19 protein-coding genes are annotated in these 21,737 nt (G+C 67.9%); 7 read left to right on the forward strand and 12 right to left on the reverse strand.

The genetic code is table 11. From position 1 onward, the window contains the following. Positions 1–17: 17 nt before the first annotated feature. The 5 genes from B5D66_RS01950 (at position 18) to B5D66_RS01970 (ending at position 4,632) form a co-directional block, all read left to right on the forward strand. Positions 18–215, forward strand: a complete 198-nt coding sequence (locus B5D66_RS01950; protein WP_078759804.1) for an MbtH family protein — start codon at positions 18–20, stop codon at positions 213–215. 47 nt (positions 216–262) lie between these two features. Further along, positions 263–1,489: a GNAT family N-acetyltransferase gene (locus B5D66_RS01955; RefSeq protein WP_078759805.1), complete on the forward strand. Its 1,227-nt coding sequence runs from the start codon at positions 263–265 to the stop codon at positions 1,487–1,489. 37 nt (positions 1,490–1,526) lie between these two features. After that, positions 1,527–3,008, forward strand: a complete 1,482-nt coding sequence (locus B5D66_RS01960) for an amino acid adenylation domain-containing protein (RefSeq protein ID WP_078759806.1) — start codon at positions 1,527–1,529, stop codon at positions 3,006–3,008. Positions 3,009–3,068: 60 nt separating this feature from the next. Continuing rightward, complete coding sequence (locus B5D66_RS01965; protein ID WP_078759807.1) at positions 3,069–3,728, forward strand: O-methyltransferase; 660 nt, start codon at positions 3,069–3,071, stop codon at positions 3,726–3,728. Positions 3,729–3,804: 76 nt separating this feature from the next. Then, on the forward strand, positions 3,805–4,632 hold the full coding sequence (locus B5D66_RS01970; protein ID WP_159457198.1) for an SAM-dependent methyltransferase: 828 nt from the start codon (positions 3,805–3,807) through the stop codon (positions 4,630–4,632). Positions 4,633–4,716: 84 nt separating this feature from the next. Here B5D66_RS01970 and B5D66_RS25875 read toward each other — a convergent pair whose 3' ends face one another. Next, a complete protein-coding gene (locus tag B5D66_RS25875) occupies positions 4,717–5,013 on the reverse strand; it encodes a DUF2637 domain-containing protein (protein WP_235000643.1) in 297 nt (98 codons plus the stop codon). Between the two features lie 654 nt (positions 5,014–5,667). Between B5D66_RS25875 and fxlM the strand changes: the two genes are divergently transcribed. After that, positions 5,668–6,915 carry a methyltransferase, FxLD system gene (gene fxlM / locus B5D66_RS01980; RefSeq protein ID WP_078759809.1) on the forward strand — a complete coding sequence of 416 codons (1,248 nt, stop codon included), beginning with the start codon at positions 5,668–5,670 and terminating at the stop codon, positions 6,913–6,915. A 282-nt stretch (positions 6,916–7,197) separates the two neighbouring features. Here fxlM and B5D66_RS01985 read toward each other — a convergent pair whose 3' ends face one another. The 11 genes from B5D66_RS01985 to B5D66_RS02035 all read right to left on the reverse strand — a co-directional run bounded on the left by B5D66_RS01985 (position 7,198) and on the right by B5D66_RS02035 (position 19,595). After that, complete coding sequence (locus tag B5D66_RS01985) at positions 7,198–7,707, reverse strand: DUF5956 family protein (RefSeq protein ID WP_144290654.1); 510 nt, start codon at positions 7,705–7,707, stop codon at positions 7,198–7,200. 472 nt (positions 7,708–8,179) lie between these two features. Next, complete coding sequence (locus B5D66_RS01990) at positions 8,180–8,698, reverse strand: P-loop NTPase family protein (RefSeq protein WP_078759811.1); 519 nt, start codon at positions 8,696–8,698, stop codon at positions 8,180–8,182. A 773-nt stretch (positions 8,699–9,471) separates the two neighbouring features. Beyond that, positions 9,472–10,110 (reverse strand): GNAT family N-acetyltransferase, encoded by a 639-nt coding sequence (locus tag B5D66_RS01995; protein WP_078759812.1) that lies wholly within the window; start codon positions 10,108–10,110, stop codon positions 9,472–9,474. Between the two features lie 54 nt (positions 10,111–10,164). Further along, positions 10,165–10,803, reverse strand: a complete 639-nt coding sequence (locus B5D66_RS02000; RefSeq protein WP_159457199.1) for a TetR/AcrR family transcriptional regulator — start codon at positions 10,801–10,803, stop codon at positions 10,165–10,167. Between the two features lie 828 nt (positions 10,804–11,631). Then, positions 11,632–12,462: a CPBP family intramembrane glutamic endopeptidase gene (locus B5D66_RS02010; RefSeq protein WP_078759815.1), complete on the reverse strand. Its 831-nt coding sequence runs from the start codon at positions 12,460–12,462 to the stop codon at positions 11,632–11,634. Beyond that, the gene (locus B5D66_RS02015) at positions 12,459–13,460 is read right to left on the reverse strand and encodes a hypothetical protein (RefSeq protein WP_144290655.1); all 1,002 of its coding nucleotides are present in this window, start codon (positions 13,458–13,460) and stop codon (positions 12,459–12,461) included. The genes B5D66_RS02010 and B5D66_RS02015 overlap by 4 nt, the downstream gene beginning before the upstream one ends. Then, positions 13,453–14,076 (reverse strand): TetR family transcriptional regulator, encoded by a 624-nt coding sequence (locus B5D66_RS02020; protein ID WP_078759817.1) that lies wholly within the window; start codon positions 14,074–14,076, stop codon positions 13,453–13,455. Before B5D66_RS02020 ends, B5D66_RS02015 begins: the two co-directional genes overlap by 8 nt. Before the next feature lie 802 nt (positions 14,077–14,878). Beyond that, entirely contained in the window at positions 14,879–15,541 is a 663-nt protein-coding gene (locus B5D66_RS02025) for a histidine phosphatase family protein (protein WP_078759818.1), read from the reverse strand. A gap of 183 nt (positions 15,542–15,724) precedes the next feature. Beyond that, positions 15,725–17,722, reverse strand: a complete 1,998-nt coding sequence (locus B5D66_RS24905; protein WP_144290656.1) for a hypothetical protein — start codon at positions 17,720–17,722, stop codon at positions 15,725–15,727. After that, positions 17,719–18,867 carry a 5'-methylthioadenosine/S-adenosylhomocysteine nucleosidase family protein gene (locus B5D66_RS02030; protein WP_078759819.1) on the reverse strand — a complete coding sequence of 383 codons (1,149 nt, stop codon included), beginning with the start codon at positions 18,865–18,867 and terminating at the stop codon, positions 17,719–17,721. Before B5D66_RS02030 ends, B5D66_RS24905 begins: the two co-directional genes overlap by 4 nt. Beyond that, the gene (locus B5D66_RS02035; protein ID WP_078759820.1) at positions 18,867–19,595 is read right to left on the reverse strand and encodes an NUDIX hydrolase; all 729 of its coding nucleotides are present in this window, start codon (positions 19,593–19,595) and stop codon (positions 18,867–18,869) included. The genes B5D66_RS02030 and B5D66_RS02035 overlap by 1 nt, the downstream gene beginning before the upstream one ends. A gap of 998 nt (positions 19,596–20,593) precedes the next feature. Between B5D66_RS02035 and B5D66_RS02040 the strand changes: the two genes are divergently transcribed. Further along, positions 20,594–21,466, forward strand: a complete 873-nt coding sequence (locus B5D66_RS02040) for an alpha/beta hydrolase family protein (protein ID WP_200813498.1) — start codon at positions 20,594–20,596, stop codon at positions 21,464–21,466. The last annotated feature ends 271 nt before the right edge of the window (positions 21,467–21,737 follow it).

Genomic DNA, 21,737 nt, shown 5'->3' on the forward strand with positions numbered 1-21,737 from the left:
CACGAAAGGAGCCCCCCATGTCCGCCTTCCTGTCGGACGACCCGGACTACCCCTGCACCGTGGTGGTGAACGAGGCCGGAGACCGCTCGCTGTGGCCGCGAAACCGCGACATCCCCCCGGGCTGGCGCGCCGCGGGTTTCTCCGGGACCAGGGCGCACTGCCTCGCCCACATCGAAGGGCTCCACGCCTCCGCCTCCGAGGTCTCCCCCTCCTGACATCGAAGTCGTGGCGAGACGGACCGTTCAAGCAACCAGGAGGCGAAATGCCGGACAGCACCGGCCGGGCCGACGATCGGCTGGTCGCACGCAGGCTCGACGCCGATGAGATCGCGGATTTCCACGACGTCGCCGCCGCCGTGTTCTTCAACCGCCCCGGCCCCCAGGAGCGCCGGCGCTACCTGGACCGGTTCGGCTCCGAGCGCTTCCACGGCGTCTTCCACCGTGAACGGCTGGTCGGCGGCGGGGGCGCGTTCGCTCGGACCATCACACTGCCCGGAGAGCGTCAGTGCCCGGCCGCGGCCATGACCGGCATGTCGATCACCGCCACCCACCGTCGCCGCGGCGGGCTCACCGCACTGGTACGCGCGCAGCTGGACGAGACCTACCGGCGCGGCGAGCAGCCCATCAGCATCCTGCTGGCCTCGGAAAGCGGCATCTACCGGCGGTTCGGTTATGGGATCGCCACGCGCCAGGCCCGGATCCGGGTGCCCGGCCGGGCGGCGTTTCGGCCGGGCCTGGACACCGACGGCCTGGTCGACGAGGTGGAGTGCGCGCCGGATGACCCCCGCCTGCTCCTGCCCTACACGGAGGTGTCCGCCCAGCGGACCGGGTGGCTGCAGCGCGACCACCGGCACTGGGCGCAGATCCTCGGCGCCGACGCCCCCGACGACCCTCCCCGGTTCGCCGTGCACCCGCAGGGGTACGCGGTGTACCGGGTCGCCCCGGCGTTCAACGACCTCGGCGCCGCCTGCACGGTCACGGTGGTGGAACTGGTCGCGGCCACCCCGCAGGCCTACCGGTCCCTGTGGCGTCACCTCCTCGACCTGGACCTGGTGGCCGAGATCGCGGTGGACTCGGTGGCGCCCGACGAACCCCTCCTCGACCTGCTCTCCGACCTGCGCGCGCCCCGGCCACAGCTCAGCGACAACCTCTGGGTGCGCGTGGTCGACCTGGAGCGCGCGCTCGGCGCCCGACGCTACGCCCGCCCCGTCGAGGCGGTGCTGGAGGTCACCGACCGCCTCTGTCCATGGAACCAGGGCCGGTGGCGCCTGAGGGTCGAATCGGACGGTACGGCGAACGCCCACCCCGTCACCGCCGCCCCCCACCTACGGATGGACATCGCCGACCTCGGCGCCCTCCTGTTGGGCGGCACCCGGCTGGGGACGCTGGCCGCGGCGGGCACGGTCGACATCGTCGATCGCGGCGTCGCCCGCGACCTGTCCGCCGCGTTCCTGGAGGACCGGGAACCGCACTGCCCGGAGATCTTCTAGCCCCGACGCCCCACGGCCCCTCTCCGAGGTGAGGAACATGCTTTTGGGACAGTCCTCGACAAGCCTGCACGGCAGACTCTGGCAGGTCGTGCGTGAGCGTCCGGACGCGGTGGCGGTCCGCGACGACTCGCGGGCGCTGACCTACGCCCGGCTGAAGCAGCGGGCGTCGGCCCTGGCCCGCGCGTTGCACGACGCCGGTGTGCCCCCCGGCGGCCTGGTGGGTCTGCGCCTGCCCCGCGGGGTGGACATCGCGGTGGGGATCATCGGCATCCTGGCGCACGGATCCGCCTACGTCCCGATCGATCCGCACTACCCGGAAGAACGGCAGACCTATATCGAGGAGGACGCCCGGCTCTCGACCATCGTGGAATGGGACGAGGACGGCGGTGCTCCCCGCGTGGCGCGCACCGGCCGGCCCCCCCACGCGAAGGAGGAGATCGCCGAGGGGGCCGCCTACGTCATCTACACCTCCGGGTCCACCGGACACCCCAAGGGGGTGGTCGTCGGTCACCGCCAGGTCCTGGCGATGCTCGACGCGGCGCGCCCCCTCATCGCCCCCACGCCCGGTGACGTGTGGACGCTCTTCCACTCCCCCTCCTTCGACTTCAGCGTCTGGGAGCTGTGGGGAGCCCTGTTGAGCGGGGGCCGGCTGATCGTGGTCTCCAAAGAGAGGACGCACGACCCGGTGCGCTTCCTCGACCTGCTGCGGGCCGAAGGCGTCAGCGTCCTCAACCAGGTCCCCACCGAATTCGGCTACCTCGTGTCCGCCCTGGAGGGCGACCCCGCTCCGCTGCCCGCGCTGCGCCGCGTCTTCCTCGGCGGGGAGGCCGTGAACCTGGAGACCGTCGCCCGCTGGAAGCGGACCGGTGCCGCGCCGCAGGCCCGGATGTACAACCTCTACGGCCTCACCGAGACCGCGGTCGTCGTCAGCAGCTGCCCGCTCGACCCGCCACCCCCGAGCGCCGATCCCGGGCACACCCCCATCGGGCGGCCGCTGCCGCATCTGCGGGTCCGCCTCGTCGACGACACGCTGAAAGAGGTCCCCGAAGGGGAACCGGGCGAGCTCCTGGTGTCGGGGGCGGGGCTGGCGTCGGGCTACCTGAACCGGCCCGAGACCACGGCGCGGCGGTTCGTGACGGTCGACGGAGAGGCGGCCTACCGCACCGGCGACTGGGCGAGGCTGTACGGCGCCACGCTCTACTACCTCGGGCGCCGTGACCGCCAGGTCCAGCTGCGCGGCCACAGGATCGAGCTGGGGGAGATCGAGGCGGCCCTGCGCAGACATCCCGGGGTCGAGGAGTGCGCGGTGGTCGACGTCCTCAGCCCTCTGGGCGAGACCATGCTCGCGGCGCACTTCGTCGCGGCCGCGGAGAACGCACCCTCGGCGGGGGAACTCCGCGCCTTCCTCCAGGAACACCTCCCCCGGCAGATGGTCCCCGCGCTGTTCCGCCGGCAGCCGACCATGCCCATCAGCGGCACCGGGAAGACCGACCTGGAGGCACTGCGGAAAATGACCTGACCCCGTGCGCTCCACCAGAAGAGACGACCGTCCACTCGTCCGCGTCATGAAGGGAACCCGGTGATCACCTCCGAGATCTTCAGCCCGAAGCTCTACGAATACCTGGTCGAACACAGCACTCCGCCGGCCTCGGTGTTGCAGGAACTCGCCGCGGAGAACGAGCGCCGGCACCCGGACTCGGTCATCATGCAGATCAGTCCGGAGCAGGGCAGGTTCATGACGCTCCTCGCCCAGCTGTCCCACACCCGCGACATCATCGAGATCGGCACGTTCACGGGCTACTCGTCCCTGTGCCTGGCCCTTGGAATCCCGGACGACGGCACCATCTTGACCTGCGACATCAACGAAGAGTGGGCGTCGATGGCCCGCCGCTACTGGGAGAAGGCCGGCGTGGCGCACAAGATCACCTCGCGCATCGGCCCCGCGGTGGACACCCTGCGCGCGCTCCCCCGCGACCCGATGTTCGACATGGCCTTCATCGACGCCGACAAGCAGAGCTACATCGACTACTGGAACGAAATCGTCCCGCGCATCCGTCCCGGCGGCCTCATCCTGGCCGACAACACCCTTTACGCGGGCGAGGTCATCGACCCCACCAAGACCTCCGACGCCGTCCAGGGCATCCGCGGCTTCAACGACCACGCCCTGGCCGACGAGCGGGTCGAACTGGTGCTGCTGTCCGTCGGCGACGGCCTCACCCTCGCCCGCAAGAAGAACTGACCCCGAAGGCCCCGGCGAAGACGCACTCCCGCCCGCCCCTATGGAAAGCGACCACGTTGACACACCAGGAGGCCCAATGACGCAGAACGCCCCGGACAGCTCCAAGGTCGCCGACGCCTACGACGAGATCACCACCGTCGTGGCGAAGCTGTGGAACGGCAACCTCCACTACGGTTACTGGGACGACGAGAACGACCAGAGCACCTTCGGCCAGGCCCTGGACAGGATGACGGACGAGGTCATCTCGCGCCTCGACCCGCGCCCCGGGCAGCGCATCCTCGACATCGGCTGCGGGACCGGCTCCCCCGCCCTGCGCCTCGCCCGCCGCTACGAGGTCGAGATCGTCGGCATCTCGATCAGCCCACGCCAGATCGAGGTCGCCACCGAAGGCGCCCGTGCGGCCGGGCTGGACGACCGGGTGCGCTACGAGGTGGCCGACGCGATGTCACTGCCCTACCCGGACGATTCGTTCGACGGCGTGATGGCCCTGGAATCGATGGTCCACATGCCGGACAAGGTCCAGGTGCTGCGCGAGATCGCCCGCGTGCTGCGCCCCGGGGGCCGGGTCTCCATCGCGGACCTGACCGTGCACGAGGTCTCGGCGCAGGAACGCTACAACTCCGCCGGCGCGTCCTCGACCGAGGAGACCTACGCCATGGCGAGGTTCGACGAGTACGGTGACCTCCTCGAAAAGGCCGGGCTGATCCCCACCGAGGTCACCGACGCCATGCGGAACACGCGGCGCTCGATCCGCTACTTCATCGAAGGGGCGCTCTCCTGCCGCGACGAGTATGTGCGGGCGATCGGCGTCGAGGAGTTCGAGAAGCGGGTCGAAGAGGCGCGCAGGATCGAACACACCCCGGAGCTCGGCTACGCCCTGGTCTCCGCGCGTAACCCCGGCTAGCGGTTCGGCTCCGCCGCCGCGGGGCCTCCTCGGCGCACCGACGGCCACCGCGTGAATCCCGGCCCCGGGAAGGGGCCCAGGGGCTCACCCGGTGGCCGTCGGCGGCATGTCCCGTGCCGGGTCTCCGTCTCCCGGGTCACGGTGCCCGGCCGGTTCTTCTCGGACTCCTCGGGCGCCGGAACGGTCCGCCCACGGCAGGACCCACGCCGGCACCGGCGCCTTCGACCGGTTGCGCGCGGCGTCCAGGATCACCATCGAGCTCGCATGGACCAGACCGTCGACGGTCAACGGGATCATCCACGCCGCCATCCCGGTCTCGCCGTACCGGGTGACCACGGCATGGGCGTGCCGGCAGGACACCACCACGGCCACCGCCGCCACACCGCGGACCGCCGGCCTGGCCGGCTCACGGATCGACCGATCCGCACCGTTGCCGCCCCTCGCCGGTGGGCAGGCGGCAGGTTCCGCCGCAGGCCCACTGTTCCAGCCGGGCCAGGGCCGCTTCGGGCCGGTGCGTCCGGCCGCCTCAGGGGGCGGATGGGGCCCGGCGGCCAACTGGGCGGCGGTGATCCCGCCCGGGCCGGCGAGGATCTCCTCCGGTCCCCGGTAGGCGTCGCCGTCCGCAGGACCATGGCCCGGATCAGCGATGATCAGGGACCGTCCCAGTGCGCGGAGAGGACTTCGGCGAGCAGGGCGGGGATGGGGTCGCGCGGGCGTTGACCGCGCACGCGGAAGGCGTCGGGACAGGTATCGGCCTGTCCGCGCTCGCCCGCTCGATGACGGCGTCGGCCAGGCCCGACCGGGCGAACCAGTACGTGAGCGCCGACGCAGACGCTGGGCCGCCCACCACCGCCTCCATGACCGTCGGCGAGAGGGCGCGCCCTTGCCAAGGCGATGGCGACAGGACGGATCCGTCCCCACCCGGGTCCACATCAGTGCCTGGTACGCGCCCGGTCCGGCCGATGGGCCGGGCATGGGAGAACTCCGGGGGCGTTTCCGCTACCACCGCCGTTCCACACCAGTAAGGTCTCCCGAGTGACGACTACTGTGAGTGATGCTTCCGCCGCCTCCGTCGACGAGCTGCGCGCCAAGCTCGTCGACGAGCTCGTCGAGAACGGCACGGTCCGTACCCCCGCTGTGGAGACCGCCTTGCGGCAGGTGCCGCGGCACCTCTTCCTGCCCGGCGTCCCGCTTCCCACGGCATACGCCGACGAGCCGGTCTACACCAAATACGACGAGACCGGCGTTCATATCAGCGCGGCCTCCCAGCCGAGGATCGTCGCGTTGATGCTGGAGCAGCTCCAGATCCGCCCCGGTCACAGGATCCTCGAACTCGGCGCGGGCACCGGCTACAACGCCGCCCTCATGGCCACGATCACCGGCACGGCCGGTCACGTCACCACCATCGACATCGACGACGACCTCGTCACGGGCGCCCGCGAGCACCTCGCCGCCGCCGGTATCCCACGTGTCGATGTCGTCGTCTCCGACGGCGCGCTCGGCCACGGCGAAACGGCACCGTTCGACCGCGTCATCGCCACCGTCGGCTGTTTCGAGATCCCCACCCCCTGGCTGGAGCAACTCACCCCTGGCGGCCGCCTGGTCGTTCCCGTCCGGCTGGCCGGCGCCGTCTCCCGCAGCATCATCTTCGAACGCGGTGAGGGCGGCTGGGTCGACCGCGGTAGTGAAATGTGCACGTTCATGCCGCTGCGCGGCATCGGCGACGACGCCCGCGGTGTCATCGACCTGACCGGAACCGCGGAGGTGCGGCTGCAGACCCACCGGGACAACGCTCATGCCACCGACCCCGACGCTCTTGCCGGGGTGTTCGCCACAGCCCGCCACGAAAGCTGGACCGGGGCGTGCTTCGCTCCGATGGAGTCCTTCGAATGGCTGTTCCTGTGGCTGGCCTGTCGGCTGCCCAACCCCCTCATGCGCATGGAAGTGGACCCCTCGGCCAGGGAGAGCGGCCTGGTCAAGCCGGCGTTTCCCACCGTGGCCATGGCCACCGCCGCCGCAGACGGCTTCGCCTACCTCACCATCCGCGCCGCCGCCCCCGGCCCCGACGGCGGTAAACGCTACGAGGTCGGCGTCATCGGACACGGCATCGCAGGACAGCGGCTCGCCGAACAGGTCGCGCGCGAGATCGTCACCTGGGATCAGGGGTACCGCGACCGCACCGTCCGCTTCGGCATCCCGGACACCCGTCCCCGGCCCGACAGCGACGCCGGCCGCCTGGTGCTGGACCGCCCGAACAACCCGATGACCCTCACCTGGGAGTGACGCGCTGGACGTCACCGGGCACTCCGCGCCCCGCCCCGCTCGGCCCCTCGCCCGGCGCGTGGCCGGCCTGTGGGAACACGCCCACCAGGCCGGACAGACCGCGACCGCACACGAGCATCCGCCGTGGTGCTCGCTCACCTTGACCGCCCGGAACCGGGGGTTCCGTGGGAGGCCCCGGCCGCTCCGGTCTGAAATGCGGGACCGAGGGGGTGTCCGAGGCGGGGAGGCCTCACGTACGAAACGGCCCCGCGCCGTGAAGCGCGGGGCCGTCGCCATGCCGGGTCAGTCATCCGGGGGCTGCTCAGGCCGTCTTCGAGGTGCGGCCCCATACAGAGCCTCGGCGGCCGCGATCATGGCGTCGCGCTCGCGGGAGGGCCGGTGGCCGGCCGGGATGTCCAGCAGTCCCGCTCTGAAACGGCCGAAGAGCTGATCGCCGTCGTCGACTCCGTCGGGGAGTTCGACGAACCACCGGTACCCGCACGGCTGTGAGGGCACCCGCGCATCGGTGAGGTAGTCGTGGATCTGCGCGTCCACGGCCGACCGATCCCCGCGGGTCCTCTCCTCGACCTGGACGGTACGCCGCCCTTTCCTTCCATAGACCACACGGACCGGTTCGGGGGGACGCAGGTCCAGGCAGCGGACCACGTGGTCGGGACCGATCGCCCACGTGACCAAAGCGTGCCATCCGGATTCGGGAACCTCGGCGAATCGCCGCTCCCGGTCCTCACCCGCGCCGGTTCCGATCGGTGGTTCCGGAACGATCGGATATGCGGACCACGAACGCGCCTCCACGAACACCTCCAACCTTTCGAGCCGTTCGCCGCGTCACTCCAGAGGGAAAGAACAGGACTCGTCCCCAGCAACGATCGGCGGGCAGTAGAACACCCGTGTTCTCCCGGTGGTTAATCTCGCTGACCTCGAACTGGCCGAGCTCATTGTCCACCATGAACATTCCGCAGTTCATGCCGGGCCAGTTAGGTTCGACCGCACGACACCGCGCGTGGGCCTCGTCGAACAGCGACTCCGGACCCGATTCCTCAATGGAGGCGGTCTCACACAAAGGGACTCGACCGTTCAGCCGGGTACGGATGACCACGTCAAAGGATCCGACAGCGCTCTGGCATTTCCGTAGACGGCGTTCCCCTTAGTCTCGTTGCGGCTTGATCAAGGCGCCCCAGGTGGGTGCTGCGCAGGGTGACCATGGACCTGTTCGGGGTCGAGGAAGGGGTGGGTCATCGGACACTCGCGTCTCCGATCCGTTCGGTCAGTCCGTGAGGCGGGTGATGATCCTTCGGGCCAATCGATCGGCGGCTCTGCGCGAGGTCGCGACGTGCACCTCGACGTGGGGAGCGTGCTCGGCGATCAAAGCCCGCACCCGAGGTCGCATCGTGGTGCGGTAGTTCCACACGTAGCGGATGAAATCCCAGGTGATGCGGTTGTAGACCCCGGTCCGGCCGTCCTGTCCACCACCGTGACGCCATCTGCGCTGGGCGATGCCCCACAGGCACGGCAACGGCGGGAGATCGAGGAAGACCACGGTGGTGGCGCGACGTAGCCGGATCGGCAGGGTCGAGGCGTAGTTGCCGTCGATCACCCATTCCGGATCGGCCACCAGCTCCTCTTGGACGGCGGCGAACTCTTCCTGTGGCAGCGGGTTCCACTCGTCGTCGTAGTAGACGGCGTCCAGGTGTGTCACCGGAATGCCGAAGCCCACGGCCAGACGGTTGGCCAGAGTGGTCTTGCCGGAACCCCCACAGCCGATGATCACGATCCGCTGGTCCATGGACCCGACGCTACCCAAGCCGAGGGAGAAGAGGAGTGAAATAGGCGCATACACTGCGCCTCGGCTTCAGCTAAGGAAAACCGGACTTTGAGCGGAGAGGGTTTTAGGGGCAAAGCGACCCAGCAGAGGAAGATGACACGCATTCCGCGTTCCCTGTTGAGGTTTCGACCCGACCAACGCACGGAATTGTCGACATCCACGGCGACCAGTTTTCTGCGCAGAAATCGCATCTCCCAGTCACCGGAGAGACGACGAGTCAAATTCCTCTTGACACCGCCAAAGAATCATTGAAGAGTCGCTTCACCCTTGAACACTGGGATACCTCTCCACCACCCCAAGGGGGCGACGCGGAGGCGGCAACTGGGTTTTTCCTGTCTCCAACAGGAGTAGTTACAGTCACGCCTCTCCTTGACGAACCGGCAGGGAAGGTGGCTCTGCCCGGACCCGGCACTTACCCTTATTCCCTTTTCAGGGAAGGCGCCGACAAGGCCGTTGAAAGCAGCATGAGGGTCTGGCAACGAGAAATCCCTTGCCTCCCAACACGACCAGGGGTTCGCCCTCTTCGGTGAACCTGTGATGACAGAAGAGAGGGGAGGGGGATAACGACCGAGGCCGCACACCACCCGGATCGACGTTCGTAACGGCGGTGGCCGTCCGGCCAGCCAATCCGGAAACACTCCCACTTCGGATCTTTCCAGGACGCCATGCTCCTGACACGCCCCCGAGAACCCCGCCCGCCGCGCTGCTCGCGCGTGGCCGCGCCGCCCGGTTTCCTAGCGGACTTGTCCCGCGTACAGGAAGACGCCGAGAGGCTCCGTCTCGCCGTCCAGCCGGATCTGCATCTCCTCGGCCGCGGCGCGGGTCATGCCCCTGCTCTCGTAGAACCCGTACGAGCAGAGCGAGTCCGTGTACAGGTAGAAGTCCGTCCGGCCTTGGTCCCGCAGATGCCGGAGGTAGTCCTGGTACAGGACCTTTCCGACACCGGTTCCCCGGGTGGACGCGTCGACGGCGAAGAGGGTGAGTTCGTCGGTCAACGGCGCGGACGTGCTGTGGCGCAGCCTCCGGTAAACGCCGTCGAACTTGAAGTACTGCGCCAGTGACGGCAGGTCGGACAAGCCCGTGACAGCGATCCGGCCCATGTGGAACCAGGTCAGCAGCCTGTTCCGGCCGGCATGGGGAACCCGGGGACGGCCGGGCACCCGCCCCATGATCACTCCGACCGCCCGCCCGTCCTTGACGGCGACCCGCGTGTAGGTGCTGGCCAGCAGGCGTTCACGCAGGTAGACCTCCAGGGCGCTGTTGAGCAGGTGCTTCTTCTTCATGTAGCGGTGGATGTGGAACGCCTCGTTGATCATCGACTTGACGTCCGCGGCATCGCGCTCGTGGTAGGGGCGGTAGACAATGTCGGCCATGGTTGTCCGTCCTTCGTCTGTGGAGAGGAGTTCTGCTCGGTCCGCCGGTAGCGGTCACATCGAGCGGTCGGTCTTGTTCCTGGCGAGACCCGCGACGAGTTCCGCGAACCTCTCGAGGCTCGCCCGGGCCGCCACGCCATCACGGTGGGCGAGCCACGACCACGCGACGCCGTTGAGCGTGGTGACCACGAGTTCAGCGATCGCGCGCTCCTCACACAGATAGGTGAGGCCGGCCTCCTCTCCCAGACGGACGATGTAGCCCGTGACCTTTTCGAGGGACGCCGCGTACTCCCCCCTGGGCAGTTCCCGGAGCTCCGGGTCGCGCAGCACGAAGCTTCCAAGGTCGAAAAGGACCAGTTGCGCGTCGGGATCGGCTTCGACCTGGGACCAGTACGCCAGCAGCAGCGTGCGGATGTTCTCCCGCGGACTCGCCGCCGGGGAGATCTCCGGCCAGACGGGGGCCAGGTCGATCTCGATGTCGCTTGCGAGCAGGGCCCCGTAGAGCTCTCTTTTGGACCGGAAGCAGTAGTGGAAGGCCCCGTGTGGCATGCCCGCCTCCGCGCAGATCGCGCGGGTGGTCGCCGCCGCGATCCCCTCGCGCTTCATCACGCGCAGCGCTGCCGCGAGAAGCCGCCGGCGGCGCTCGTCCGCGCTGATCTGCTTGCGGGGCGCCGCGTCCTCCTGGTGACTCATGCGCCCAAGGTAACAGTTGGCCATACGACTTGGCCAGTTGGCCAAGTCACATGACCAACGAAGCCATCGCCGACAACGGATGAGCAGCGGCCGGAAAGACGCGCCCGACCGGGAAGATCCACGAAGTCCGCGGCCGCGGCCGCCCACGTGCCCCGGAAAGCCTTAACGCCCCTGCCGGAAGGTCTGGGCGGGAACCCGCAGGAGGACACCCGGTGCCCACTGCATCCCGACGCCGCCCTCGCCACAACAGCGCCCCGGGGCATCAGGTCCAGCCGCAGTGCCGTCGGGTCCACGACCCCGACCTGCGCGCCGGCCACCGGCGCCCCCCTCCAACCGCGGGAAGCACACCCGCCCCCGGTCACCGGGGACGGTCGCGGAGGGGAGGACATGCTCGCACGTCACCATCAGCCTGTCGGCGGCCACGAATCCCGCCCCGAGCACTTTCCCGTCCGGGGCCAGGACCTGCACCACTGAGGCTGACCCCCACGAATGCCAGGGGATGTCCGCGCCCAGAGCTTGATCATCCGCGCTGTGGGCGGCGTGCAGGGCAGACTGGAAAAGGCGATCGTCACACAGGCCGTGTGTGTCGAACAGCGCCCGGGCGCGCGTCCTCTCCAGAGCAGCGGCGGCGAAGAGCCGCTGCCCGTGGGCCAGGGAGTGACTACGGTTACCGAGGGGAACGGACACGGGCGGCGCCGTCCCGATGGCGGATTCCGCCCCGCTATCGGCTTCGCGCTCCAGTGAGGCAGCGGGTCTCTCTCCCCTCCGCCTGGGACGACAGCCGCGGGCGGTCTCGACTGGCGTGGTGGTGCAACGGGATCCGCGTGTTCAGTCCGTCCCGCCCGGGGTGGCCGCCACGCTTCGGGGCACGCCGGCCGCGGTGACCAGGACGGCGGCGACACTGAAGGGGACGGCCCCGAGGGCGAGCATGGCCGCGCCGGTCCCACCGGCGAACTCCACGGCGTCGTGGGCGAGGATGAGCTGCGCCCCGGTCTGGAACGCGGCGTGGAACCCGATGGGCATCCAGACGGAGCCGGTGAGCATGCGAAGGTAGCCGAAGCCGATCCCCATCGTGACGAAGAGCGAGAGGTCCAGCGGGTTCCAGTTCTGCCGCAGAAGACCCGCGAACAGCGTGAACAGCAGCGCCTGGACGACGATGATCCACCAGCCGCGCGTGACTCGGCCGAGCACGGTGGTGACGTAGCCGCGGAAGACCACCTCCTCGGGAACGGCCTCGACCACCAGGACGGCGAAGAGCAGCAGCAGCCCTGTCCGCGCGAGTTCCGCGGCGGAGACGGTGACCGTCAACGGCGCTCCCAGGAGGGCGAGGACACCGAAGGCGGCAGCGGCGGGAACGGTCCAGACCGCGGCGCCCCACAGCGCGAGCCGCCAGTCCACCCGATTGGTCGTGACCCCGATGCCGCGCAGGGTCTCCCGGTCGGCCCGGCGGGCGAGGACGGCGATGAGCCCGACCATCAGGGCGCTGATCGCGACGCCGAAGGCGATCCTGGCCATCAGGACCGCCGTGTCGGACGGGTCGCCCGCGGGCAGGACGGCGGCGCCGGCGGCGACGCATGTTCCCAGGGCGGTGGTGGCGAGCGCGATCCGCCAGGCCGCGGACGCGAGGCCACGCCGTCTCGGAGTGGGGGGTGTGGTCATGCGGGGCTTCCTCCATAGCGGTGCGCGAGGGCGTGATAGGCCTGTTTGGGGGTCCAGGTGCCGTCGGCGTGCGCGGCGACGACGCCGTAACTGGCGAGGTCGAGATCACGGCCGGGCTCATCGGACCTGGTCAGCGCGGGCTCACTGAACCCCCACACGAAGGTGCCGTCGACGCCCACCCGGTCGAAGACGTCCAGCAGCTCGACGAGGTAGTCGGCCTGCTCGCGCTCGTCGCGCACGAGTCGGCGGGGCACGGTCGGCTCGCCGCGTCCGCCGAGGACCCCGGCGGCCGTGGAGGCCCTCTGCGCCGCGCCACGGTAGGCGCACGTGCCGAACTCGAAGACGTACACGGGCCTGCCGCGCGCGTGCTGGCGGTCGACGAGAGCGCGGAGGTCGTCCTCGAACCGCCACGCGTTGCGGGCGTCACGGTAGCGGTCCACGCCGACGACGTCGAAGAGCTCCCAGTCGGGCCGTTCCCAGGAGCCGGCGCCGTAGGAGACCGGGCCCGCGAACCGCTCCCGGGCATCGCGCACGAGAGCGCCGAGCAGCCGCCGCAATCGCGCGTTCGCCAGGGGCAGCAGCGGAAACGTCACCGTCAGCAGCGTCCCCCTGGTCCAAAACGTCGGTCCCGGAAGCATGCCGGGCGTGGACAAGGTCAGCTCGCAGCCGACGACCAGCCCCACCTCGGCGCCCTCCGCGCGCAGCCGCTCGGCCGTGTCCGCCGCGGCCCGGACGGCCGCGCGCAGCACGGGGACGGGCCTGTCGAACGGGCGCGGCTGCAGCCACACCCCCAGGCCCTCCTCCGCCGCGCAGCGCGCGGCGACCGCGAGCCGGCCGGGGTCGCCGGCCATGACGAGCACGGCGTCGCAGCCGAGTTCGGCGCGGATGGCGCGGTAGTCGCGTCGCGCGGACCGCTCGGAGAAAACCGGGTTGCTGTCGAAGTTCTTCTCGTACACGACCCCGGCGTCATATCCGATCCCCCGAACCGGGTCACGCATCCGCCGCCCCCAGGGCGCGGAACAGGAACGGCACGGCGTGCCCGCGCAACTCGCCCAGATCGGCGTGGGGGTCGCGCTGGACGACGGTGATCGACCGGTCCAGGACGCTCTCGGCGAGTCCGACCGCGACATCGAGCGGCATCGGGCGGAACGTGCCGTCGTCGATGCCACGGGCCAGGATGTCGCGCAGCAGCGCCGTGTCCTCGTCGTTCTCGACGAGGTACAGCGGCCGGCCATCGGCGGTGCGATGGGAGACCGCGATCTCCACCGCCGCGGCGATCGCGGCGCGGTGGGCGTCGACATGGCCCAGGTAGGCGTCCGCGTACGCGCGCAGCCGCGCGGCCGTGCCGTCCGCGTCCCGCACCGCGGCCAGGACCTCCTCCCCCAGCGCCGCGAACGCCGACCGGACCACCTCGAGCAGCAGCGTCTCCTTCGAGGAGAAGTAGTACACCACCGCGCTCTTGGCGATGTCCGCCCGCTTCGCGATCTCCGCCAGCGAGGCCCGGTGGTAGCCGAGCTCGTTGACCGTCCTCACCGCGGCCCAGGTCAGCTGCTCGCGCCGAGCCGTCTCGGTGAATGACCTGGATCCCGCTCGCCCTACCGGTTCAGACCGCATGTTCTGATATTAGAACAATCGGTCTGAAGTCGACTCCGACCGGTCCCCCATCGCGGAGGATCGTGACGCGGCGGTCGTGGAGGTGGCCGTATCCCGTGGCGGAGGAGGGTCCACATCCTCGGGCCGCGAATCCGCCGCCATGGCGTTCGGGGCCATCCGCCCGGTGCCCTGACGAGCCCGCGGGCAGGGGGACAGCGTGTGGGAAGCGCCCGCGCTGGACGTCCACCTGGCGAGCGGTGTGACTCGACCATCGGGGACGGCTCCGGAGCGCGGCGCCGACGGCCGACGCGCGGACCTTCCCAGCCCGCGAGCGGCCTGTTCCAGAGCGGGCGGAGGACACTCCGGCGGATTCCGCGGTCCCTTCGGAGGCTCACCGGGGTGCCGGAGGCCGGACCGGCCGCGATGGCCCGGGCGGTGTGACGGCCCGCCCCGCCCCTTGGCCGGCCCCGGGCAGGGGGCGGGCCGTCTCCCGGCGGTTCCGAGACGCCGGACCGGGGGCGACGGTGAGGTGGGCGCGCGCTGCCGAACAGTGGCTGGCTCCGCGTGTTCCGGTCGGCGGACACTCCCTTCACCCACGGGCGCGAGGCGTCGGCCTCGCGCGAGGTGGGTGGGCAGCCGCCGAGGCCCGTCACCGTGTCCGGACGCGGAAGCCGCCGGTGAGGATGCGTTGGGCCAGGAGAGGAAGGACGTCACCGCGCCCGCGCGCGGAAGCCGCGGGCGCCGGCGGCAAGCGCCGGGGATTCACGGGACCCGCGTGTGACGGGTGCGCGACCAGATCGGGGGACGCCCCGGGGGTGGTCGCTCAGGCGTCGACGGCCTCGCCGGTCGGGTCGTTCTCCCGCAGGGCGGTGAGGTGGACGCCGCCGACCGGGCCGCTGGTCCAGTCGAGCAGCCGCCAGCCCGATGCCGGGTCCCCCTCGATCTCGACCATGCCGGTGTTCGCCAACGGTGTGCGCTCGACCTCGGCGACGTCGACGCCGGCGACGCGGGCGCTGGCCCATGAACGGATCGCGGCGCCGTGGGAGACCACGACGACCTCGTCCCAGCCGTGCGCGGCGATCTGCTCCATGGCGTGGTCGAACCGGCCCAGGAACGCCCGCCCGTCAAAGCCCCCCGGCATGCGACGTTCGACGTGGCCGCGCGCCCAGGCGAACACCGTGTCCAGATAGGTCTGGTGCGCCGCCGGGTCGCCCGCCATCTCCAGGTCGCCGGCCTCGACCTCGCGCACCCCTTCCAGGACCACGGGCTCCAACCCGAGCTCGCCGGCCAGGGGAGCCGCGGTGAGCCGCGTCCGCACCAGGGACGACACCACGATCGCGTCGATCCGGCGGTCCCGGAGCACGGCCGGTACCGCTTCGGCCTGGCGTTCGCCGAGGGGGGTCAGCCCGGGTCCCGGGGCGGCGGTGTCGAGCAGGCCGATCACGTTCGAGGGGGTCTGGCCGTGGCGGAGTATCGAGAGGCGCACGTCTTCATCGTGCCGTATCGACGCTCCCGGGGCAGGGGATGGGGGAGGTGCGTTTCGTCTCAGGTGGGCACGTGGGCGGCTGCGACTCACCGCCTCCTGCCTCCGGAGGGCGCCGGCGCTCCCCGGAAGGGCGCGCCCGCGGGGTTCCCGACCTTCTGTTTCGGTTAACGTCAGCTCCACCGTTCAGACCACAGGAGCTGCATCTAAACGAACATCAACAGAAGCAAACTTCCCCTCGGAGCTCGGTACCGAGTATCGGACGAACCATTTTTCTCCCTCAGCCGCAATACCCTCCAGAATACGCAACGTGTGAGCAAACCCACTCGCGTCTAGGTTCACCTTGAAGAGTTCGTCGGAGTCTTCAGAGGGCTCCAGCCCACCCGTTTCTGGCTCCGTTACGGAAATTCTCTTAACCGGCCCATTCATCAGAGTTAAGTTCAACACATACCCCGCCGCTCTCCCTTCTTCCACATGGACAGAGGACACCGCGTCAAAGCGGAAATTATCCCGCTCTCGACTGCTAACTTCAATTCTTTCAAAATCTAGATCGGCGACAACCTCACGAACCCCTTCCCGGGTAATCAAAAACACTCGGATTTCATACTTAGAATAGCGCCAAGGACCAACCCCTGCCCGAGCCCGCTTGTAGGGCCGCTTCGGCGTCTGCAGGAAAGCGTGAGCAATGATGTCATTCCAGGTCAGCCGATAGTGACGAAGCGCACCGTCGAGAATTAGCATCTTGTCAGAGTTCAACCAGGACTCCATCTCGTCCTCCCGGGGGCGAGTGTCATCCAATTTCTTTCTCCAACGCTCATATTCAGCCTTCCGCTCTTTCTTGATCTGATGGTATTCCTGGTAATCCTCCTCAATCCGTCGACGCTCTCCGGCAATGCCTATCCATAGCGGCACGGCAAACCTTCCACTCAGCACTATGGCGAGCCCAGCGATCACCGCGGTAACCGCAGACTCCTGGAAGGCCCCGACAATGACGTTGCCAGCAGCTACAACCAGGACGACACATGAGAGGATGCACCATGCCTTCGTAGAGGTTTCGACCTTGTAGCGTTCGCGGTGCTCCAACAGCGTTCCGTTTCTCCAGCGACTCCTGACGTCGCGCACCATGTACCGGATCAACCAATCGACTTTTCTAGCACCGATACGACTCTCTCGATATATCTCAACAATTTCATCACGTAGCGTTTTGCGTATTCCCGCCGTATCAGCGAGCCACTCATTCAAATCCACGCCTTCAGGCGCATACTTGTTGAAGTAGTAATTGAACGAGTGGTCTACCTGGTTAGCGAAACCCTTCTCAGGTGCAGGAACACTCCGCGACGGAGCGATGTAATCACGTTCCTTGGCACGCATCCGCTCTATCTTGTAGTGCCATTGGAATCCATTGCGAGCTCCGACGCATCCGGCGGCAAGAGCCAGAAGATATACCACTATCAGAGATAGCCTGGCATGCTCCAGCACCAACCAACCAAGGCAGCCAACCGCGCACGTGAGCAGAGCCGACCAGAAGACAGCTTGGGTGTAATCACCAAGAGTAATGGAGTAACCGGCAGGTTCACGGACTCGTGGATAGGCCGGAAGGGGTTCAAAGTACGCCCACACACGGCCGATTCGATTGTTGCTGTCCCTGGCGGCTTGTGCCGCTTGGCGGGTCTCGACCCACAAGCTTTCTTTCACCTTTCCAGTTAAAACCAGGTCGAGGTGACGAGCGATTTTATCTCGCTGCTGCGCTGTCAGGGAACGCAACTCCCTGATCGTCCCATTGACGTCGGCTTCGGCACCGTCCAGGCAGCCCAGCAGTTTGAAGATCACCTCCAAAGCACGTTTCCACTCATCGTTGGGATACTTGTGCAGCTCTGCCGAGATCTGGTTCAGTCCCTCACGCTCCTCGGGCGTAAGATCTCGGTGAGAACGTTTACTGAGAACTGCGAGAACCCAATGGAAACGCACTTCTCCGCCATCGTACCCATGGGCGATGGCCTCAGCGATCAGCTCACGAGAACGAATGGGAATGCCGTTCTCCAGATACCTCAAGCCGACCTGGTATTTGCAGTTCGGCGGGGAGTCTGGGAGCACCATGTACACAGTCGAGTCGTGCACCTGTTCGGCCTGGATACCGACATAGGAGTTACTCTCGGCGGTGTTGTTCGTTCCTGGGGTGGTCATGAGATCCCTTGCGCAGCAGTGATGAACGTTGCGACCTTCACGGCCAGCTCTGCCACATCGCCGATCAGTCCATGAAGCCGTTTGAGCGCGAGGACAAACGCGCTCTTACTTTCCGGGCTCTCTTCCTCCAATGCTTTGCTCGCGATGTCAATCTCGGCTTCTGCCGCTTTATAGGTGAGTTCGTCGATTCTTCCTGCAGAGTGCTCACGCATCAGATCTTCACGGAATGTGCTGAGTTTGGTGATGAGACCTGCCCTGCCCAGCTCTTGGGATTTCCCACTCAGGTAGACGGTGCTGCCGGTGACATGCGCCGCTTGTATTCCCACCTGTCCTGAGGAGGTGTTGTTGACGGTGTAGCCTTGCTTGGGGGTGGTGTGGTCGCGCATCGCTTTATGCTCCCGGTCATTGATGAGCTCTTTAGCAAGTCGAACGGCGAAAGCTGCGGCGTTCGCCGCAGCAACTGGCTGCCAGTTGCTGTCCTCGCTGCTGGTCTTGGTGCCATCGGCACGGTCGCTGATACCACGGACAATCGCTACGGGAGAGCCGCTAAGGTGGCCAGCCTGAGCAACCCCCGCGGCTTCCATCTCAATCGCGAGCGCATCGTTGTACGTCGCCCGAATCCACTCCGCTTCATAGGAAATCCGGGAGTTCTGCACGACCTCCCCAGCAGCGATAGCCCCGAAGTGCACTTTGGGCCTACGATGGCCCGGCGGTGCGGGATCAGCCCAGTCGCCGGTCCGGCCGAGGTGGTTCCCGATCTGGCTGATCTCATGAGCGGATTCCCAGACCCTCGGACGGGCTTTGAGGCCGTCGTCCTCACTGGTCCCGCCGTGGTAGGCGTAGACGTGCGTTGCCATCACCACGTCACCTAGTTGCGTGGTATCCCACAGCGCTCCCGCAACTCCGACAAACATGATCGCCATCGGTGAAAACTCTTGGATGGCTCGTTCGGCCAAGACCGCGGCAGGATGGTTTCCCTTGCCGGTGAGACCGAGCGCCACTTGGTGATCAGTCCCTGGAAGGGCGCCGACTTCGAACCGTGTCCCCCTCTCATGGCGATGCAGGCAGGGATTGGACAGTCGTTGACGGACGGCCTCGTACTCAAGGTTGAGAGCGGTGAGGATCACTATCAGGTTGTCGGTCATCAGTTCGCCTCGCTTGTTGTCAAAGGATTCGGCCGGGACAACGGGGGATGCAGCACGGTCTGCTGTCCGCGCCGGAATAACCGAGCGGGGCGCCCCTTCGTAGTCCGCCGCTCCGCCCCAACCGGGATAATGAATCCAGGGACCCCCTGGACTTTCCGATAGAAATTTCGCGGGTCGAGTTCGACGCCCCATACAGCCTCATAGACCTGTTGAAGCTCCGCGATAGTAAAGGGCTCGTTACAGAATGCTGTAGCTAGCGAAGAACGCTCAAGTTTCGTTCGAGCACGCTCTATACCATCCGCGAGAATCCAACGATGGTCGAAAGCGAGCTCCAATCGGCCTGAGTCGATCTCTTCAACCGGTTTCCAGGAAGCACCTGCCGCATCGGCACCCGCCTCCGGCTCGGGCAGACCGGGCGCGATGGCGAGATAGGCCACGGAGACGATTCGCCCTCGTGGATCTCGACCGGGATCCCCATAAGCACCCAGTTGTTCCAGATGGAGCTGTGACGCATCGAGGTTCGCTTCCTCGCGCAGCTCCCGCTGGGCCGCAGCCAAGATGCCCTCGTCGACATTGTTGAGGAAGCCGCCGGGTAGAGCGTGTTCACCTTTGTAAGGTTCAATGCCACGCTCGACAAGCAGAACATGAAGTTTCGATGATCGCAGTGTCAAAATGACCAGATCAACCGCGAGCAGGATGGACGGAGGTTGCCAGAAAGCATCAGGCATGACGGCAACTATAGCTTCTTGTCACAGTGACATGAAGAGATTCCCGTATTTTCTCCTTGCAGGGAACGACATTCGCCAGCTCACAGCCGTGAACCCACTCAGCCACAGAGCCATGAACCCGGAATACATCTCCAAAAACGTCTAAACGGGTACATAACTCGCTAACTTATGACTCTGGGCAGGGAGAACAACCGTTCTCACAAGCGGGATCCCGCGCCGAGCACACCTTCACCCGGATCAAGCGCCGGAAGATCCTGCGCGATCGCCGCCCCCGCGTTCGCGGTCGGCCGGGGCGCGCTCAACGGTGGCCACAGCCGGCCGAATACGCCTGACGATGGCGTCTCCCCTTTCCCAGGCGTCACTCTGGGCCGGGCACCGGCCTGCGCGGCGAAGACCCGGCCCGGCCGATCACGACGCACAGGGCCCCAAGGGAGCCTTCAGGTGATCGCCGAAGACCGGTCGCCCCCTCCCGACGACGACCGTGGTCCCGTCGTGGAGCGACATGTTCCGGCGCAGCGGGTTCCACGATGTGGCCGCAGCCCCCCCGAACACCCGGCGCCTATTTCCGCCGGTTCGCGGGCGGGACGCAGGATGGTGAGCCCCACGTAGTGATCATCCGGTCGGGCCACCCCGCGAACCAGGGCAAGACCCTCTGGACATCCGCGAACTTAAACCAATCACTCTTGGTGATCTAACAGTTGCAAATTCGCTAAAACGACACCATAGTGTTCCCACGGCCGTAGGGATCCGTACTCTCGGTTCCCGTACCGTGCCTTTCTGTCACCGAAAGGCCGGGCGGTCCGCCGTCGGCCCCGCGCACCCCCGACCCCCTACCCCCCACCGCGCGAAGCCGTCGGCCTTCCCCCACGGGAGTCCCCGGTCCGCGTCCAACGCGAGGCACGCGGATCCCCACTGCACGAGAAAAGGAACATGTCGTGCTAACGCATTCCATTTCCCCCGAAGAGACCGACGGCGGTCGCCGCACCCCCCTGTCCCGGATGTCACGGCTCGCCGCGCGCGTGGGCGTGACCCTGTCCCTCGCCGCCGGCCTGACCGCGGGCGTCACCGCCCCGGCCCACGCGTCCAACCCCTACGAGCGTGGCCCCGCGCCGACCGAGTCCAGCGTCACCGCCGTGCGCGGCTACTTCGACACCGACACCGATACCGTGTCGTCCCTGGTGAGCGGGTTCGGCGGCGGAACGATCTACTACCCCACCGACACCAGCGAGGGCACCTTCGGCGGCGTGGTCATCGCCCCGGGCTACACGGCCAGCCAGTCCTCGATGGCGTGGATGGGTCACCGCATCGCCTCACAGGGCTTCGTGGTGTTCACCATCGACACCATCACCCGCTACGACCAGCCCGACAGCCGGGGTCGCCAGATCGAGGCGGCCCTGGACTACCTGGTCGAGGACAGCGACGTGGCCGACCGGGTGGACGGCAACCGCCTGGCGGTGATGGGCCACTCGATGGGCGGCGGGGGCACGCTCGCGGCCGCCGAGAACCGGCCCGAGCTGCGCGCGGCGATCCCGTTGACGCCTTGGCACCTCCAGAAGAACTGGTCGGACGTCGAGGTGCCCACGATGATCATCGGCGCGGAGAACGACACCGTCGCCTCGGTGAGGACGCACTCCATCCCGTTCTACGAGAGCCTGGACGAGGACCTGGAACGCGCCTACCTGGAGCTGGACGGCGCGAGCCACTTCGCGCCCAACATCTCCAACACGGTCATCGCCAAGTACAGCATCTCCTGGCTGAAGCGCTTCGTCGACGAGGACGAGCGCTACGAGCAGTTCCTGTGCCCGCCGCCCGACACCGGGCTCTTCTCGGACTTCTCCGACTACCGGGACTCCTGCCCCCACACCACCTGAGTCGGCGCCGGCACGCGGGGTCGCCCGCCCCCGCCGCCGGCGACAGCGGCACGGCGGTGGCCCGGAGATCGCCCTCTCCGGGCCACCGCCCCGCGCGTCCACTCATCGGCGGAACCTGGCCGTGAAGGACGCGAAGCGGGAGAACCGCCCCGGGCGCGGCGGGTTCCCCGGCGCTCCCGCGTCCGCGCGCCGAACGCTCGAACACCGCGCCCCGCCGACACCGCTCGCGCGCCCGGGTTCTCCGGGCGGGGAGGCGGTGCCGGCCGATGGC

Source organism: Marinactinospora thermotolerans DSM 45154 (genome assembly GCF_900167435.1).
In the GTDB taxonomy this organism is placed as follows: Bacteria; Actinomycetota; Actinomycetes; order Streptosporangiales; family Streptosporangiaceae; genus Marinactinospora; species Marinactinospora thermotolerans.

Bases quoted from the DNA above. Each gene is read 5' to 3' on its own strand.
- B5D66_RS01990 (WP_078759811.1), bottom strand. From the start codon at position 8,698: ATGGACCAGCGGATCGTGATCATCGGCTGTGGGGGTTCCGGCAAGACC.
- B5D66_RS02010 (WP_078759815.1), bottom strand. From the start codon at position 12,462: ATGACCACACCCCCCACTCCGAGACGGCGTGGCCTCGCGTCCGCGGCC.
- B5D66_RS01960 (WP_078759806.1), top strand. From the start codon at position 1,527: ATGCTTTTGGGACAGTCCTCGACAAGCCTGCACGGCAGACTCTGGCAG.
- B5D66_RS02035 (WP_078759820.1), bottom strand. From the start codon at position 19,595: ATGCCTGATGCTTTCTGGCAACCTCCGTCCATCCTGCTCGCGGTTGAT.
- B5D66_RS01970 (WP_159457198.1), top strand. From the start codon at position 3,805: ATGACGCAGAACGCCCCGGACAGCTCCAAGGTCGCCGACGCCTACGAC.
- B5D66_RS01955 (WP_078759805.1), top strand. From the start codon at position 263: ATGCCGGACAGCACCGGCCGGGCCGACGATCGGCTGGTCGCACGCAGG.
- B5D66_RS02030 (WP_078759819.1), bottom strand. From the start codon at position 18,867: ATGACCGACAACCTGATAGTGATCCTCACCGCTCTCAACCTTGAGTAC.
- B5D66_RS01995 (WP_078759812.1), bottom strand. From the start codon at position 10,110: ATGGCCGACATTGTCTACCGCCCCTACCACGAGCGCGATGCCGCGGAC.
- B5D66_RS01950 (WP_078759804.1), top strand. From the start codon at position 18: ATGTCCGCCTTCCTGTCGGACGACCCGGACTACCCCTGCACCGTGGTG.
- B5D66_RS02000 (WP_159457199.1), bottom strand. From the start codon at position 10,803: ATGAGTCACCAGGAGGACGCGGCGCCCCGCAAGCAGATCAGCGCGGAC.
- B5D66_RS02040 (WP_200813498.1), top strand. From the start codon at position 20,594: ATGTCACGGCTCGCCGCGCGCGTGGGCGTGACCCTGTCCCTCGCCGCC.
- B5D66_RS02015 (WP_144290655.1), bottom strand. From the start codon at position 13,460: ATGCGTGACCCGGTTCGGGGGATCGGATATGACGCCGGGGTCGTGTAC.
- B5D66_RS24905 (WP_144290656.1), bottom strand. From the start codon at position 17,722: ATGACCACCCCAGGAACGAACAACACCGCCGAGAGTAACTCCTATGTC.
- B5D66_RS02020 (WP_078759817.1), bottom strand. From the start codon at position 14,076: ATGCGGTCTGAACCGGTAGGGCGAGCGGGATCCAGGTCATTCACCGAG.